Origin of the sequence: Lysinibacillus sp. LZ02 (assembly GCF_050613145.1) — a bacterium.
GTDB lineage: Bacteria > Bacillota > Bacilli > Bacillales_A > Planococcaceae > Lysinibacillus_B.
Genome location: NZ_CP192507.1, coordinates 342,812 through 357,678, shown reverse-complemented (window position 1 = coordinate 357,678; position 14,867 = coordinate 342,812). Strand labels below are relative to the sequence as shown.

Genomic DNA, 14,867 nt, shown 5'->3' with positions numbered 1-14,867 from the left:
ACAAACAACTATTGTTCAATACAATAATTAGCTGCTCAAAAATAATGAAAAATTCTCATTGACGAAAGTAAAGGTTGGGCGATTATACATGCAAACGGAAAGAAAATGATTTCTTTTAAAAAAGAGAAATATTTTTCTAGCCCATCGAGAAGTATTCACTTTTGCCGTAGCGCGCCATAGCCACAAGAGCCAAGATTCTCTTTGCGACGAAAGTGCAACGTCAGGAGCAGGAACAGGAGATCCAAACAGGCCGCGCCTGTTTTAGCTCCTGTGTAGGCTGTGGCAAAGCGCGGAGGCTACGATTATGATTTCGTTTAATATCTTTTACTATTTACATGGTATTTTTAGGATTTATTTTTGCTCATTACGAGTAGCTAATAAAAAAACCCATACCTTGTCGAAGGGTATGGGCAAAACATTGTTCTCCTATGTATAAGAGAAACTTTGAAGAAAAATAAAGGGTGAAAAACAATATCTTTTGCGGCAACTGCCACACGGTTTGGCACGTTCTAAAAATGAGGGGGGGTTTAGAACGCTATAATGAACTAGCACACTCCTGGAGAAAAGTAGCTGAAGTTCAAGCTCACTTACACTGTTTTGCAAGTGATATTGCTTACACGATAATGATAATCGTTTTCATTTAAGAAGTCAACTTATTCATATAGAATTTTTAAACTTTTCTTTTAGCAGCTATTTTGACGGCGACGATACTTATATTGATTCCATTGGAAATGAATAAAGCAGCCAATGCAGAACCCCAAAATAGCAATGAACGAGGCAACTGCCACCATTATCGTAAATGCATATCCGACTACGCCCCAGCCTACTCCAAACCCTATAAATCCACCTGCCAAACAAATGCTAGCGATGCTTGAATTAAACCGCTGTTGTCCTGCCTCCTCTGGAATATAATCTTTCGGATTTTTCCGTAAGAACAGCTTTGCTACTCTCATAATAGGGTTAAACCCTATAGTAAAACCTAGTACATTTGAAATGAGCGGAATGAGTAAAATAACGTACTGCCCTGTGACCCACGTCAACACAACTGATAAAAAAATAGTCCATTGATTTGTCCGCACTAAAGGTCGAGGAATTGATAATGGTTTCTCCGTCACACTAAAAACCAACCTTTCTTATAAGTTTTATTTATTTTAAAACATTTTTTACATTTTGTATAGTAGGAAATGGTACACTATAGATAAAACTTTGTTGAAAGGTGATTTTATGCCTGCACTTTCTTACGATCAAGTTCGTCAATTAAACTCTTATAGTATTTATACAGAGGAGCCAACGCGTCCACTCTTTACACTGGCGAATATTCAAAAGGATTTTTATTTAACAGACTTCCGTAATTTAATGATGGGCATTACAAATGCGCCCACAGAAGCGGCTGCCATCTCCCATTTTAGTCGTCGTTACGGGATGTTTGTCGCAATGCAATTTTATATGCTAGCAGCGTATGACGAAGTATGGGATGGCAATCTAAAGGATATCCGCTTTGCTGTTGTAGAGGAATACGGCATACGCACACTCGGTACGTTTATTACAGCGAATGATTTTCGTTATGTAGACGATGATGAGCGTGAACGTGTCATTGCAAATATTTTATACAAGCAATGCTTTGAAATTATTCAGCAATTAAGGAAAACAACAACGATTTCTCCGCTGACATTATGGGAAAACTTTTTCGGCTATATGTTATGGCATTATCATACCTTACTAGAAAACCCCACTTTAGCAGAAAGAGCGTTAGAAGATTTAGAAATACTAGAAGACGATCAAGTTTGGCGTACGTTTGCTACGAAATCGATCTTTAAAGAATACACAGGTGGCGGTAACCCTTCACAGCTTATCAATGTACCTGTTCGTAAAAGTTGCTGTTTCTCGAAAGACATTCCTGGTTTAATGGCTTGTGGATTCTGCCCGATTAAATAAGATGTGAAATCTTCTATCAATAGTCCAAACAAAAACGGCTCTCCATGCATGGGAGCCGTTTTCATTTATTTTCTATACGTTACAAACCAATCGCCTTCAAGCGCCTCCATCGAAACGCCAACAAAGCCATTCGCCAGCAGCTGCTGTTGTGTTTCTGTATCGCGCATCGAGACTTGTACCCTCTCTTCGCCAAAAGTACGTTCATCGCGTAAATTTTTGCCGAACACATAACGCAGCTTGCCGCCATACTTTAATTTTAAAGCATACACGTACATGCCTTGCGCAAATTTATCCTTTAAGCTAGCAATATTATATGGCATCACTGTCGCACAAATCCAATCAAAATTGGCTGTATCCACCTTGTCCATAATCCAGCCAGCCATTAACTTTTGCAAGCCTTGCCCGCGACAATCAGGATGCACGTTTGAAATTTCCTGATACAATACACGCGTAAAGTCCGTTGCCCCTACATCCGCACCAAGATGCTCGTCCTCATCTACTGCTGGTTTTAGTAATGCACGAAATGCGACTAATCGATCGGAAGAAAATACGCCTAACATCAGGCCATTGCCACCTAAAATATTGAGCAGTTCCGCTACACTTAGCGGTTGTAAAATAGCTGGATCATCTAGCGCCGCACAAACATCGGCTTGTACCGCTTGAATAGCAGCTAAATCGCTCTCATTTAGCAATCTATACGTAAAGTTCATCGAATCACATCCGAATACTGTGTTAACTCTGCTAACATGCTTTCATCGATCTCTACACCGAGTCCGACACCTGTACCAAGCTCGATAAATGGAATCTTGTAACTCGCTCTTAAATTTCCTATGTCTTTCGAAAATTTCAGCGGACCTGTTAATTCTACACTTGTCATTACCTTTTTAGAAAATGCGACATGGAAACCTGCCGATGAACCAATGGAAGATTCTAGCATCGAGCCAATTTGACATTCCATTCCCGCCATTTCAGCCATCGCCGCTAATTGATTAGCACGGTAAATACCGCCACATTTCATCAGCTTAATATTTACTTTATCGGCCGCACGTTTTGCAATAATTTCGCGCATATCGCGGAAGTTACAAATTCCTTCATCAATCATCACAGGAACCGCTGTTTTCGATTTGATTTCAACCATTGCATCAATATCATCTGCTACAACTGGCTGTTCTAGCCAATCTAGTCCTACTTCCTCTAATTGAGCAAGTGCCTGTAGTGTATTCCCGCTATTTCGCCATCCTTGGTTCACATCGACACGAATCGCAATCGTTTCGCCAACGCGTTCACGAACTGCTTTAATACGTGCGACATCACTTGCCACATCACGGCCTACCTTCATCTTAAAGGAACGATATCCTTCTGCCACCTTCTCTGCTGCTTGCATCGCCATCTTCTCTGGTTCCCCGATGCTTAACACATGTGTAATCGGGAAGTTCTCATGATAGCGCCCACCGATTAACTGATATACAGGTACACCGAGCTTTTTCCCTGTTACGTCAAAGCATGCGATATCAATAGCCGCCTTTGCAGCTGGCGCATTTTTCACTAAACTATCCATCAGTTCATGTATACGTTCAAAATTCATCGGGTTTTCTCCGATTAATTGAGGGGCTAAACGGTGTTTTAAGACAGCATATGTCCCTTCGAATGTCTCACCTGTTACATGATCGTCAGGTACTGCCTCTCCCCAACCAACAAGCCCGCATTCAGTCGTTAGTTTTACAATAATGGATGGCATCGATGGATACGTATCATAGCTCACGATGAATGGCTCAATTAAAGGTAAATCAATTGCAAAAATCTCTAGTTGTTTAATGTTCATTATTCTCTTCCTCTAGCTGCATTTTTTAATGTTGTTGTTAATACATCCGCACCAATTTGTAAGGCATCACGATTAAATGCCATTTGTGGATGATGTAACCCTGGGGCTAAATCTGCACCAATTCCAATCATCGCTGCCTTTAGCTCCGGTTTATTGATCGTATAAAAATGAAAATCATCGCTCCCCGGTGTCACAACAGCCGGCGCTAAACAGTCCTTCCCAAGAGCCTCAATAATCGATAACTCTGCAATCCGCGCCGCTTCCTCACATACTTCAGCACCTGGTGTTAAATCAAGCCATTCCCACTTAATCTCTACATCAAACATTTGTGAAATATGCTGGAACCCTTTTTCAATACGACTTTGCAAGTCAAAAATCACACTATTTTTCTGTGCTCGAATGTCCATTGAGAAGGTTGCCTTTCCAGGGATGATATTAATACTACCACCATCCGCCACCATCTTTGTTAGCTTTGCTGAGCACGCTTCGAATGGGTCCATATGCAATGTTGATAGCATTTGTTGCATCGCCATTAACACATCAATCGCATTTTTCCCTTGATGTGGACGAGCCCCATGTGCATCTATCCCATGAATGCTTCCTTCTAAAAACACCGCTGCTCCGTGATGAATGGCAGGTGCTACCTTGCCAAACGGTAACTCTTCAATGGGACGCAAATGAATGCCATATAAATAGGTCACGTCTTTTAATACATCTCGTTTAATCATCGCAAGCGCGCCTCCACCCGTCTCCTCTGCTGGCTGAAAAATAAAGCGAATGCGTTTCTTTAGCGGCATTTCCTTTAAGCGCACTAAGGCTCCTAACACCATTGTCATATTGGCATCATGTCCACAAGAGTGATTTGCCTGCATCACGCCGTCTACTTCTTGCCATAATGCGTCTATATCGGCACGTACGGCAATTACTTCCTCTCCCTCACCAATCTCGGCAATAAGCCCTGTGACATCCGGAAATGTATAATAAGGTACATTCAATTCATCTAAAATCGAAGCGATTTTCTTTGTTGTATTAAACTCTTTCCAACTCACCTCAGGGTTGGTATGGAAATACTCAAACCATGTGGGTAACTGTTCTATTTTTGCTACTTGCTTCATCTATGTTACACCTCGAATTCGAAATTCTATCTTCATTATAGTATACTTTACAAATTTTCAGTATTAACCGCAACTTGCCTAGACAAAATAAATAAAAAACTCACGCTATTAGGGCGCGAGTTCATATTTTGTGTTATGTGGATTTTCTTGAGAATTTATACTTTCTATAGATTGAAGGCAATTTTTACAAAAACATCTGTTCAACTTATTTAGTCCACTAAAAAAAGTCGGTATGTACCGACTCTTTATAGACTCGAGAAGAAGCCTTCTGGATATTGTTGTGGCGATTCAAGATGTAATATTTTTGGCTCTGATTCTTCTGGAGTTATCACTTGCATATCTACTTCTTCCTGATCCAATACATATGTCTCTAAATGGGACATTAAAAGGTCTTTCATCTGCCTCACTCCTTAATCAGAATTATTTAATAATTTAAATATACACAATATTTTCGCTACTTACAATTAATCAATACCACTTATGCATAATAAGTATAAAACCTATCTCTTTATGATATTATTTCACAATATATAGTCGATTTTCAGTACTAATCGCATAAGGAAAAGCCGTACATAGTTGCTCATAATACAACCCGTTTTGTGTAATGATTTCAAGCTCCACTTTTTTGTATTGGCGTTCAATTTCTACAATATATTCTTGTACTCGGTTAATATTTTGTTGCACTTCTACTTCTACAAAAAACGGGAGCGTCCGATTATAAAAGTGACTTCCTCTGCGTATCCATACACCATCACTCGGATAGTAGCGAATGGGCAATTGTTTGCTACAGGCAATAATTAAATGCACGTCCATCCCTCCTCCACCATAATGTAACGAAAAAAGCCAGCCTACGCAAATGCATAGACTGACTGCTTTGATTAGGAAGCAACCGGCTTAGGACCGTTCCCTTTTCTATTTCCAATGAATTGAATAACAAGCATGATCGCAAATACGATGACCCCCACAATATCTGAAACAGATTCTGGGTAAATCATTGCTAAACCTGCACCAATTAAAATAATACGCTCAAGCCACATCAGCTTACGGTACCAGAAACCAATAATCCCTGCACCAATGGCAATCATACCGATAATCGCAGAGAACGTTACCCATACAATTTGTAAAAGCGTGACATCTACCATTAACAATGCTGGTTGCAATACAATCATATACGGAATAATGAATGCAGCAATCGCCAGCTTCGCTGAGTTAACGCCGGTTTTAATCGGGTCACCACCCGAAATACCAGATGCGGCAAAGGCTGCAAGGGCAACAGGTGGCGTAATATCCGCGATAATTCCAAAGTAGAATACAAAGAAGTGAGCAGACATAACTGTCACTAATGGAATTAAATCCATCGGTGTATTCGGTGCTAATAATTGTAGAATAGCTGGTGCAGCGATTGTTGACGTAATAACATAGTTTGCTGTTGTTGGTGCACCCATCCCTAATACAAGTGAAGCAATCATCACTAAGAATAATGTGAATAAAACACTACCACCTGCTAATTTTACAAGGCTTGTTGCTAAACTTAAGCCAAGACCCGTTTTGACAACCACACCTACGATAATCCCTGCTGCGGCTGTTGCGGCCACAACCCCTAATGCTGTACGAGCACCGTCTACTAATGCATCTAAAATATCACGGACACCCAGACGTGTATCCTTATTGAACATACCAACTAAAATACAAGCAACCACACCATAAAGTGCTGCATGCATGACAGGAACACCTGTTAGCATTAATACAATAATTAAAATAATAGGCGTTAACAAATAAATCTTTTTGAACACTGCCGTACGATCTGGCATCTCTTCATCACTTAACCCGCGTAACCCTAAACGCTTCGCCTCAAAGTGCGTCATAATCCAAATACCAACGAAATACAATAATGCTGGAATCGCTGCTGCTTTTGCGATCTCCCAGTATGTTACACCACGACCGATAAACTCTACCATTAAGAATGCCGCAGCCCCCATAATTGGTGGCATTAACTGCCCGCCTGTTGAAGCAGCCGCCTCAACTGCACCAGCAAATTCCTTTTTATAGCCAAGCTTTTTCATCATCGGAATCGTGTACGAACCAGATGTAACAACGTTCGCCACCGATGAACCTGAAATTGTTCCTTGCAGTGCAGACGAGAAAATCGCTACTTTTGCAGGTCCACCAGTCAATTTACCTGCTAATGCAACAGCTAAATCATTAAAGTATTGCCCTACACCCGTTTTCACTAGGAAGGCACCAAACAATAAGAATACAAAAATAAATGTGGACGATACACTAATCGGTGTACCTAAAATTCCATCTGTTGAGAAGAACATTAAGTTCGATAAGCTTTCTAAACTTTGGCCTCGGTGCGCCAAGAAAGCCGGCATCTGTTGCCCAAAATATGCGTACGCTAAAAACAGTACTGCAATAATCGTAATCGGTAACCCTACTGCACGACGAGCCGCCTCCAGAACAAGGACAATCGCTAATAATCCAATATAAAAGTCCAGTGTTTCTAACTGACCGATTGATTTGACAAGACGCTCATAATTTAATGTCCAGTAAGAACCTACAACAATCGCTAATATAGCTAATATGAAATCATAAAACGGTATTTTATCCTTACGTGCCTTACGACGTGCTGGGAATAATAAGAAAATAAATGTTAAGCCAAATCCTAAGTGAATCGTACGCTGAATTTGTGCTGGGAATACCCCAAAGATAGCAGTATATAATTGAAATAGCGAGAATGCTAGTAACCCACCGTAAATAATCCAACGGAAAATACCGCCTACTTTACGTGTATTTGATTCAGCATCATACTTTTCAAGAAGTGCCTGCTGATCGGCTTCTGATAATTGCTCAAATTGCTCATCTTTTACATCTTTTTTATCCGCCATATAACTCGACTCCTTTCATTTTGTCATAGATGGATACTTTCTTTATTTCAAACAAATACGATTTCCCTCTACTTAAGTTTTCTTTTAAGTTATACGTTTTTCCTCTATATTCGAAACGCAAAGTATAGTCAACATCACCAATGTATAAGGTGAAATTGGGTAAAACCGCATTATCATAATACAACGTATAGATTCCATCCTCATAAATTAGTGTTTGACCTTCTTCCGCATATCCAGGCATACCAATCGCTACATCTGAATAACGCATCGAATGCAATCGAATATCATATGTAGGCAACGCTTCATACGATTCCACTACATCTGTTAAATGGATTGAATGAGTAAAAACAATTTGAAAATGAGGGTCTTCATCATATTCTAAATAATACATTTCTGTTTTTTCAGTTCGCGTTTCAATAAAACTAAATACTGGAAATATCGGTATAAACAAAAAAACGATAGCCGCAGCTATTGTTAGACATCCCCACCATACTTTTTTCACGATTTCTCAGCCTTCCCATAGGAAAAGGGGCCGCCTCATGATGAGACAAGCCCTTATTCGACGAGTAACAACTTCCTCGCCCCTACATAATAATAAGAGTCGCTCTAGAAGCAGTTGCCTCTAGAACAACCTTTACTAAATTATTTGTTTACTTCGTCAAAGTACTTTTGAGCACCTGGGTGTACTTCAATACCAATACCATCTAAACCAGTTTCAGCCTTGATTAAAGCACCTTTAGCATGGCCGATTTTATCTGTGTTGCTATAGATAGCTTTTGTCATTGCATACACTAAGTCCTCTGAAAGGTCTTTCTGAACGGCTAACATCGCAAGTACAGATACAGCAGGTGTATCTTCTGCAAGACCGTAAGTACCAGCTGGGATCGCATCTACAGCATAGTATGGATATTTAGCAATTAACTCATCCGCTTTTTCAGCTGATACAGGAACGATATACACGCTCTTTGTAGCATTTAATGCTTCAACAGCACCAGTTGGGTAACCAGCTGTAATAAACGCTGCATCGATTTGACCTGATGAAATACCATCTGCCGATTCACCAAAGTCTAAATTTTGCGCTTTAATATCATCCATTGTTAAACCATGGATTTCTAGTAATTGCTCCGCATTTGCGTAAGTACCAGAGCCTGGCGCACCTACAGAAACTTTTTTCCCTTTTAAGTCTTCATACGATTTAATACCAGAGTCAGCTAATGTTACAAGTTGAACTGTTTCTGGATATAATGCACCTAAAGCTGAAACTGTCTCAATCGGTTTCCCGTCGAACATTTCAATACCTTCCGTTGCATAGTAAGCGATATCCGTTTGTACGAATGCCACTTCGCCTTCACCGTTTTGTAAAGCTGTCATATTCGCAGCTGACGCTTGTGACACTTCAGCTGTTGTTGTAACGCCTGTTTCGCTAGAGATTAACTCCGCAAAATTACCACCTAGTGGATAATACGTACCTTGTGTACCACCTGTTAAAATACTTAAATATTTTACACCATAATCTGTTGATTCGTTGTTAGCGCTTTCATCACTACCACCCGTTGACTCTTTACCCTCATCACCTGAACCGCATGCAGCTAAAATTAGTGCAAATACGCTTAAGATCATGAACAATAAAAATTTATTGTTTTTCATTTGTATCTATCCCCCTATAAAATCAAATACGATTCTATTTTACATAGACAAACACACAAATGTCAAATAATACTGAAAAGAGACAAAAAAGAGAATAGAAACTTTAGAGAGAAAATTAATAAAAAAGCGAGAATGAATATACAAAATCATTTAACGTTATGCATATTAATACAATATGCACTTCTATTCAAACCGAAGAATATCTTTTCTCACGAAATAAAGGGGCCGTCTGAAAAGACATTTTGAGACGGCACCTTCTTACCTCTAGTCAATAGATTTTGCAAAAATAATTAATGCGAAGAGATGACTTTTTTGTTTAGGAGGGGGTACCCCCTCCTAAACAAAAAAATTTCGCATGCCAAAAAGACCTAACGATTTTTCGTTTTTTCGCAAGGTCCATTGTGTTATAGTAGGGGTAATCGATTACGAATAGTTGGTAGCTGCTTCGTAAGCATAGGTTATCCCGTGTGTAATAAGGTGAAATGCGACTTTCAAGAACTTATTCATACACGCAACTTTATGGGGCTTCCCCTGAGGTTGCGTTTTTAATTTATCATAATACTCTACGAAATGATTTTTTGTTTTTTGACGTAATGTAATCATCGTTTTCACCATAAAGAACAAGATTTTTCGCAAATGGCGGTTCCCACGACGATTAATGATATCTTTCATCTCATATTTACCAGATTGATAGACACGTACATCGATTCCTACATACGCATTTAATTGCTTATGTGTTTTAAAACGGCGGATATCTCCTAACTCCCCAATAATCCGGACAGCCGTTGTTTCACCGATACCTGGAAATGACATCAACACCTGATATTCCACTTTTTCTTCTGAAAGTGCCACCATCTGCTTGATCAATTGCTCTTTCTTTTCTTTTAATTCCGCTATTCTTTGAGCATAATCGCGTACTTGATCACATCGAACATCTTGATTGGATAGGGCTGGGTAAGAATCCTTCGCTGCCGCTAATAAGCATTCGGCTTTTTCCTCTGCTCGTTTAAGCGAAAGGTTTTTTCGTGTATTTTGCTTTAACCGGTTACGAATGATTGTTTTCGAATGAGCAAGTACCTCATCAGGGTGTGGATACAATTGCACAATATTTAGAAAGAGCGCAGAACGTGTAGAAAAGAGTGTTTCGAGTTCTGGGAAACTTTGTTGTAAAATGGCATGCATTCGATTATGTAAATGATTGATTTCTGTATCTAGCTCATCATAATAGCGTGACCACGCCCGCATTTGTTTATAATAATCGTCCTCTACATAGGTATGAACACGCTCGTTTCGGAAGTGCGTTTGGGCTAATTTATGCGCATCTGCTGTATCTGTTTTTTGTCTTCTCATGGATTTTGTTTCTTCTTTCGCCTGAACCGGATTCAGACAACAGTAGGGATAGTGCGTATCTTGCAGAAATTTCTCTAATCCTTTTGAATACACACCTGTTGCTTCGAAGACAATTTCAGGTGCCTGTCCATCCTGTTTGGTGAGCTGCTCTAGTGTTTCATGAAGTTGCTCAAAAGATGGCCGATTATGTAGAATTTCTCCTTCAAACTCGCATTGACGATGGCGGTTGTAAATGACCATCGTACTTTTTCCCATACTGACATCAAATGCCACCACATGTTTGATCATCTTTCCTTCTCCTTTTTAGCCAGTCATAGAAGTCTTCACAGTACCTTATCGATTCCATTTTCTTTTACACGATCTCGGGGACCCAACATACTAAACTGATTCAAATAAGGGTGTGAAGTTAGCCTGTTTGCGATACGGATTCTTATTTGATCCAAGGGGCCGTTCGACTTTCCTTCACTTCTACTATAAAAAAATAGTAGCACAAACCATGGCCTTGGTTTGTACTACTAATGTTAGTATGTTTGCGACGAGGATGGTGGCATTTTGATGTGACCACCGCAGGAGCAATATTTCTTAATAGATAATTATTAAGGAATAAAGGGGTGTCCAGAAAGTTTTTACTTTCTGGACACCCCTTTCCCTTCTTGCAATCAATTATTGGATAACACCACAAGCAATTCTCGCACCCGAATTACCAGATGGGTCCGTTTTATAATCATCTGGCCCTTCATGGATCACAATAGAGCTGCCATCTTCATCAAATAATGAATTCGGTTTTCCTTCCTCTAGCGATAATTCATTTGTCACAAAGCGAACTTCCGCTGTACCATCCTGCCCGATATCAATATTCGGCAAGTCGCCTGCATGTGGCCCTTTTGGATTTTGAGTACCGTGTTCTTTATGCTCTGGATTAAAATGTCCGCCTGCTGATTCAAACGTTGGTGCCTCACACTTTCCTACTTCATGAATATGAATGGCATGCTTGCCAGGTGGTAAGTTGACTAGGTTCGTATAAATTTCAACACCTGATTGTGTCTGGGTAAATTTAATTTCTCCCACATCTTCCCCGTTGCTGTTTATCATTTGGGCAGTTGCCGTTGCTGTTACAGTTTCTGAGGAATTCACTGTCACTACCTCTTCTTCCTCTTGTTGAAATAAAGAACAACCTGCCATCATAAATACCATTGTTCCTACTACCATGAACTTATGCATAAAAAGCCTCCTTCATCATTTTAGTAAGTGGATATAGATCTCCACAGACAAAATATTGTTTCGACTAACTCAAGTCGATAGGTACCTTTCTAAGCATGGGATAAAAATCCGAGAAATATGCTTGTAAAATACAGATAAATATAACTTCTTCCACGTTAGGAAAAAAACACACTACAATGCTACATTTAGAAACACTTTGGTGGAACATACAAACGGTTGGTCGATATATAAACAAAGGAGGGGTTACAATGGAAATTAATTCACTTATGTCTGCGCAAGTCGCACAAATTCAACAAACTCTTCAAATGGGAATTTTAGACAAAGCTATGAATCAAGGGGCTGCTGGTGCGATTGAAATGCTAAATGACATGTCTGCTCAGCAAACTACTCCGCACCCTTACAAAGGGCAAATAGTGGACGTACAAGTGTAAGAAATGAAGGGGTTGTCACTCTCCAGACATCCCCTTCTTAGTTGTGATTAGAGCACTACCGCTGTTACTTTTGACTACATACGCTTTACATTGCGCTCTATTGTAAATATACGATAAAAAATTTTTTAAACTGTGTAAATTTCTTTCCGTAAGGGAATTTAATATAGTACGATACATTTAAAAGGAGGGATTTTTATCGGTATTCATACTTTTTTTACAAGCTTAAATGATTTAGAGCGTATTATCCGCGCACCAGGACGTTTCAAATTTGAGGAGCATAACGTAGCAGCGCATTCTTGGAAAGTATCACAATATGCCATGTTTTTTGCGACACTTGAAGAACAGCTCGGTGCCCAAATTAATTGGAAATCACTTTATGAAAAAACGATTAATCATGATTTTGCTGAAGTATTTATTGGCGACATTAAAACACCTGTCAAACACGCAAGTCCTGAGTTAAAAGAAATGCTCGCAGTCGTAGAAGAAAAGATGATGGAAAATTTCATATTGGAAGAAATACCACCAAATTTCCAAGCTGTTTTCTTTGAACGAATGAAAGAAGGCAAGGATGCTACAATCGAAGGTCGCCTGCTTGAATTTGCAGATAAGCTCGACCAATTTTACGAAGCATTTGCTGAATTAAAGCGCGGCAATACAGATAAAGAGTTCGTTTATATGTATCAAAGCGCCCTATCCAAATTACTCGACTTGCCTTTACCAAATAGTGTGCATTATTTCCGACATGAAATTTTACGCGATGCTATGGCAGAAAAAACACAAATCGATATTACGACATTGACTCAGGAAATTTTAAAAAGTAAATAACGATAAGCAAAGTTTTCCAAAAGCAATGGAAGGCTTTTTTTATGGTTAAAATCTCGATTTTATCATGCTTTCTACCACTTTTTTAATGTATTTATCCTTCCATACAAACACACTCTTCCCACCAATTACTACATAGAAAGTACGCCCTTTCATTTGACAAAATTCTGTGTTTGCTCTTACTTGCACAATTTTAAAACTTAACATACAATAATAATCGAAGCTACGTTGTACGTGTAATATTAAGTTTTAACCTTTATACTGTAACAGGGAGTTTTATATCCAAGTTGGAATGGCGTGCCCGGGCTCCTTTGACCTCGGGATAAACAGGAAAACTTATGCGGACACCCACTTTGAGGAGTGTGGTTTAAAACTTTCTATATATCTACGGCAATGTGGCTTTTGCCATTAAGAAGCTTGATATACCAATGTTTTCATTCCCTCCACCGGAACATACGGTGGAGGGTTTTTTATTTGGTTTTAGAGGTTGTCGCAGATTTAAGGATGCTATCTCTTTAGCACCCTTAAATTAAGTGCAATAAAAACACTATAGTTAGAGCCATTAAACAACGACCATTCTCCTCAAACAATACAATTAGCGCTAATACCCATTCCAGCTCCAATAATAAAAGCTGCACGTAATCATCCTTTCTCGTTACTGTGTTGATTACACAAATATCAGTAGATAGTAAGCTTGAGTTTTAGTGGAAGTGAATATTTTTCCATGTTCTAAAAAGTGTACCTCTTAGTAAAAGAAATCATTTTTTAAGTTTATACGCATGTAGGTGAGTGCATCTGACCGCTACATCTTTTAATGCTGAAACAATTTCTTTCCTTTCCTACGAAGCTGAAGGATTAGCGTACTAGATGATACCCTAGCTGGACTAAGCTTATAAAGGAATGAAGGTTAAACCACCACTTCTTAGAACAACGCCTTCGTGACTAACACCTTGTTGATCTGAAGTGGCTCAGCTGTTTTTCTTTCATTGAAACAAATTCGAAATGGAAACCAACCCTAAGTTGCAGTTATAAGCCTCATTGTTATAAAACCAATAAAAAAGGACTAGCACAATCGCTAACCTTCATTTCAATTTCAATAAAATACAAAAAAGTATGTAGCAATCGCTACATACTTTAGATGACCCGTACGGGATTCGAACCCGTGTTACCGCCGTGAAAGGGCGGTGTCTTAACCACTTGACCAACGGGCCATGACTCTCTAGGAATAGAACTGAAACCTACGACTAACTAAGCTCAGGCTCTAAATGGTGGAGGATGACGGGCTCGAACCGCCGACCCCCTGCTTGTAAGGCAGGTGCTCTCCCAGCTGAGCTAATCCTCCTGGGTATAATGCCTAGCGATGTCCTACTCTCACAGGGGGAAGCCCCCAACTACCATCGGCGCTAAAGAGCTTAACTTCCGTGTTCGGTATGGGAACGGGTGTGACCTCTTTGCCATCATCACTAGACTATGGTCGACCTCCAATACACGGCGTATTACTGCGTCAGCTACATTCGTTCAATCAGTCACGTACATAAGTACGCTCCTTCATTCACTCATTTGCTTCCTTGTACTACTTGTGTCTTGAAGCTCTCTTTTAAGAAAGAAGTTGTTCTTTCAAAACTGGATAAACGGT

At 39.6% G+C, this 14,867-nt stretch carries 14 protein-coding genes, 2 tRNA genes, 1 rRNA gene and 1 other RNA gene; 4 read left to right on the top strand and 14 right to left on the bottom strand.

The features are described 5' to 3' along the window. Positions 1-683: 683 nt before the first annotated feature. Positions 684-1,115, bottom strand: coding sequence for a DUF4395 domain-containing protein (locus ACQQ2I_RS01655; protein ID WP_431028821.1), 432 nt, complete (start codon positions 1,113-1,115; stop codon positions 684-686). Positions 1,116-1,224: 109 nt separating this feature from the next. Between ACQQ2I_RS01655 and ACQQ2I_RS01650 the strand changes: the two genes are divergently transcribed. After that, the gene (locus ACQQ2I_RS01650; protein ID WP_431028820.1) at positions 1,225-1,935 is read left to right on the top strand and encodes a Fe-S oxidoreductase; all 711 of its coding nucleotides are present in this window, start codon (positions 1,225-1,227) and stop codon (positions 1,933-1,935) included. Between the two features lie 65 nt (positions 1,936-2,000). On the opposite strand, the gene ACQQ2I_RS01645 is transcribed toward ACQQ2I_RS01650, so the two are convergent. From ACQQ2I_RS01645 to ACQQ2I_RS01600, 10 genes are all read right to left on the bottom strand, one after another. Continuing rightward, positions 2,001-2,645 carry a GNAT family N-acetyltransferase gene (locus ACQQ2I_RS01645; protein WP_431028817.1) on the bottom strand — a complete coding sequence of 215 codons (645 nt, stop codon included), beginning with the start codon at positions 2,643-2,645 and terminating at the stop codon, positions 2,001-2,003. Next, complete coding sequence (locus ACQQ2I_RS01640) at positions 2,642-3,757, bottom strand: mandelate racemase/muconate lactonizing enzyme family protein (RefSeq protein ID WP_431028816.1); 1,116 nt, start codon at positions 3,755-3,757, stop codon at positions 2,642-2,644. The genes ACQQ2I_RS01645 and ACQQ2I_RS01640 overlap by 4 nt, the downstream gene beginning before the upstream one ends. Next, entirely contained in the window at positions 3,757-4,872 is a 1,116-nt protein-coding gene (locus ACQQ2I_RS01635; RefSeq protein ID WP_431028814.1) for an amidohydrolase, read from the bottom strand. The genes ACQQ2I_RS01640 and ACQQ2I_RS01635 overlap by 1 nt, the downstream gene beginning before the upstream one ends. A gap of 245 nt (positions 4,873-5,117) precedes the next feature. Then, a complete protein-coding gene (locus tag ACQQ2I_RS01630) occupies positions 5,118-5,270 on the bottom strand; it encodes a hypothetical protein (protein ID WP_431028813.1) in 153 nt (50 codons plus the stop codon). A gap of 118 nt (positions 5,271-5,388) precedes the next feature. Continuing rightward, on the bottom strand, positions 5,389-5,685 hold the full coding sequence (locus ACQQ2I_RS01625) for a hypothetical protein (RefSeq protein WP_431028812.1): 297 nt from the start codon (positions 5,683-5,685) through the stop codon (positions 5,389-5,391). A gap of 65 nt (positions 5,686-5,750) precedes the next feature. After that, positions 5,751-7,760, bottom strand: a complete 2,010-nt coding sequence (locus ACQQ2I_RS01620) for a TRAP transporter permease (protein ID WP_431028811.1) — start codon at positions 7,758-7,760, stop codon at positions 5,751-5,753. Then, positions 7,750-8,262 (bottom strand): DUF1850 domain-containing protein, encoded by a 513-nt coding sequence (locus tag ACQQ2I_RS01615; protein WP_431028810.1) that lies wholly within the window; start codon positions 8,260-8,262, stop codon positions 7,750-7,752. The genes ACQQ2I_RS01620 and ACQQ2I_RS01615 overlap by 11 nt, the downstream gene beginning before the upstream one ends. A 140-nt stretch (positions 8,263-8,402) precedes the next feature. After that, entirely contained in the window at positions 8,403-9,407 is a 1,005-nt protein-coding gene (locus ACQQ2I_RS01610) for a TAXI family TRAP transporter solute-binding subunit (RefSeq protein WP_431028809.1), read from the bottom strand. Positions 9,408-9,830: 423 nt separating this feature from the next. After that, complete coding sequence (locus ACQQ2I_RS01605; RefSeq protein WP_431030425.1) at positions 9,831-11,042, bottom strand: IS110 family transposase; 1,212 nt, start codon at positions 11,040-11,042, stop codon at positions 9,831-9,833. A 378-nt stretch (positions 11,043-11,420) separates the two neighbouring features. After that, positions 11,421-11,978 carry a superoxide dismutase family protein gene (locus tag ACQQ2I_RS01600; RefSeq protein WP_431028807.1) on the bottom strand — a complete coding sequence of 186 codons (558 nt, stop codon included), beginning with the start codon at positions 11,976-11,978 and terminating at the stop codon, positions 11,421-11,423. A gap of 248 nt (positions 11,979-12,226) precedes the next feature. Here ACQQ2I_RS01600 and ACQQ2I_RS01595 point away from each other — a divergent pair, with 248 nt between their 5' ends. The 3 genes from ACQQ2I_RS01595 to ssrS all read left to right on the top strand — a co-directional run bounded on the left by ACQQ2I_RS01595 (position 12,227) and on the right by ssrS (position 13,637). Then, complete coding sequence (locus tag ACQQ2I_RS01595) at positions 12,227-12,409, top strand: putative motility protein (RefSeq protein WP_431028806.1); 183 nt, start codon at positions 12,227-12,229, stop codon at positions 12,407-12,409. A gap of 195 nt (positions 12,410-12,604) precedes the next feature. Continuing rightward, positions 12,605-13,234 (top strand): YfbR-like 5'-deoxynucleotidase, encoded by a 630-nt coding sequence (locus tag ACQQ2I_RS01590; RefSeq protein WP_431030424.1) that lies wholly within the window; start codon positions 12,605-12,607, stop codon positions 13,232-13,234. Positions 13,235-13,448: 214 nt separating this feature from the next. Continuing rightward, positions 13,449-13,637, top strand: a non-coding RNA gene (ssrS, locus tag ACQQ2I_RS01585) — 6S RNA. Positions 13,638-14,370: 733 nt separating this feature from the next. Here ssrS and ACQQ2I_RS01580 read toward each other — a convergent pair. From ACQQ2I_RS01580 to rrf, 3 genes are all read right to left on the bottom strand, one after another. Beyond that, positions 14,371-14,442, bottom strand: a tRNA-Glu gene (locus ACQQ2I_RS01580). 55 nt (positions 14,443-14,497) lie between these two features. Then, positions 14,498-14,573 (bottom strand) — tRNA-Val (locus ACQQ2I_RS01575). Between the two features lie 10 nt (positions 14,574-14,583). After that, positions 14,584-14,699: ribosomal RNA gene (gene rrf, locus ACQQ2I_RS01570) — 5S ribosomal RNA — on the bottom strand. Positions 14,700-14,867 lie beyond the last annotated feature (168 nt).

What these genes read in the sequence shown, in the direction of transcription:
- ACQQ2I_RS01640 (WP_431028816.1), bottom strand. Translation starts at nt 3,757, where the DNA reads ATGAACATTAAACAACTAGAGATTTTTGCAATTGATTTACCTTTAATT.
- ACQQ2I_RS01635 (WP_431028814.1), bottom strand. Translation starts at nt 4,872, where the DNA reads ATGAAGCAAGTAGCAAAAATAGAACAGTTACCCACATGGTTTGAGTAT.
- ACQQ2I_RS01645 (WP_431028817.1), bottom strand. Translation starts at nt 2,645, where the DNA reads ATGAACTTTACGTATAGATTGCTAAATGAGAGCGATTTAGCTGCTATT.
- ACQQ2I_RS01595 (WP_431028806.1), top strand. Translation starts at nt 12,227, where the DNA reads ATGGAAATTAATTCACTTATGTCTGCGCAAGTCGCACAAATTCAACAA.
- ACQQ2I_RS01650 (WP_431028820.1), top strand. Translation starts at nt 1,225, where the DNA reads ATGCCTGCACTTTCTTACGATCAAGTTCGTCAATTAAACTCTTATAGT.
- ACQQ2I_RS01625 (WP_431028812.1), bottom strand. Translation starts at nt 5,685, where the DNA reads ATGGACGTGCATTTAATTATTGCCTGTAGCAAACAATTGCCCATTCGC.
- ACQQ2I_RS01630 (WP_431028813.1), bottom strand. Translation starts at nt 5,270, where the DNA reads ATGAAAGACCTTTTAATGTCCCATTTAGAGACATATGTATTGGATCAG.
- ACQQ2I_RS01620 (WP_431028811.1), bottom strand. Translation starts at nt 7,760, where the DNA reads ATGGCGGATAAAAAAGATGTAAAAGATGAGCAATTTGAGCAATTATCA.
- ACQQ2I_RS01600 (WP_431028807.1), bottom strand. Translation starts at nt 11,978, where the DNA reads ATGCATAAGTTCATGGTAGTAGGAACAATGGTATTTATGATGGCAGGT.
- ACQQ2I_RS01610 (WP_431028809.1), bottom strand. Translation starts at nt 9,407, where the DNA reads ATGAAAAACAATAAATTTTTATTGTTCATGATCTTAAGCGTATTTGCA.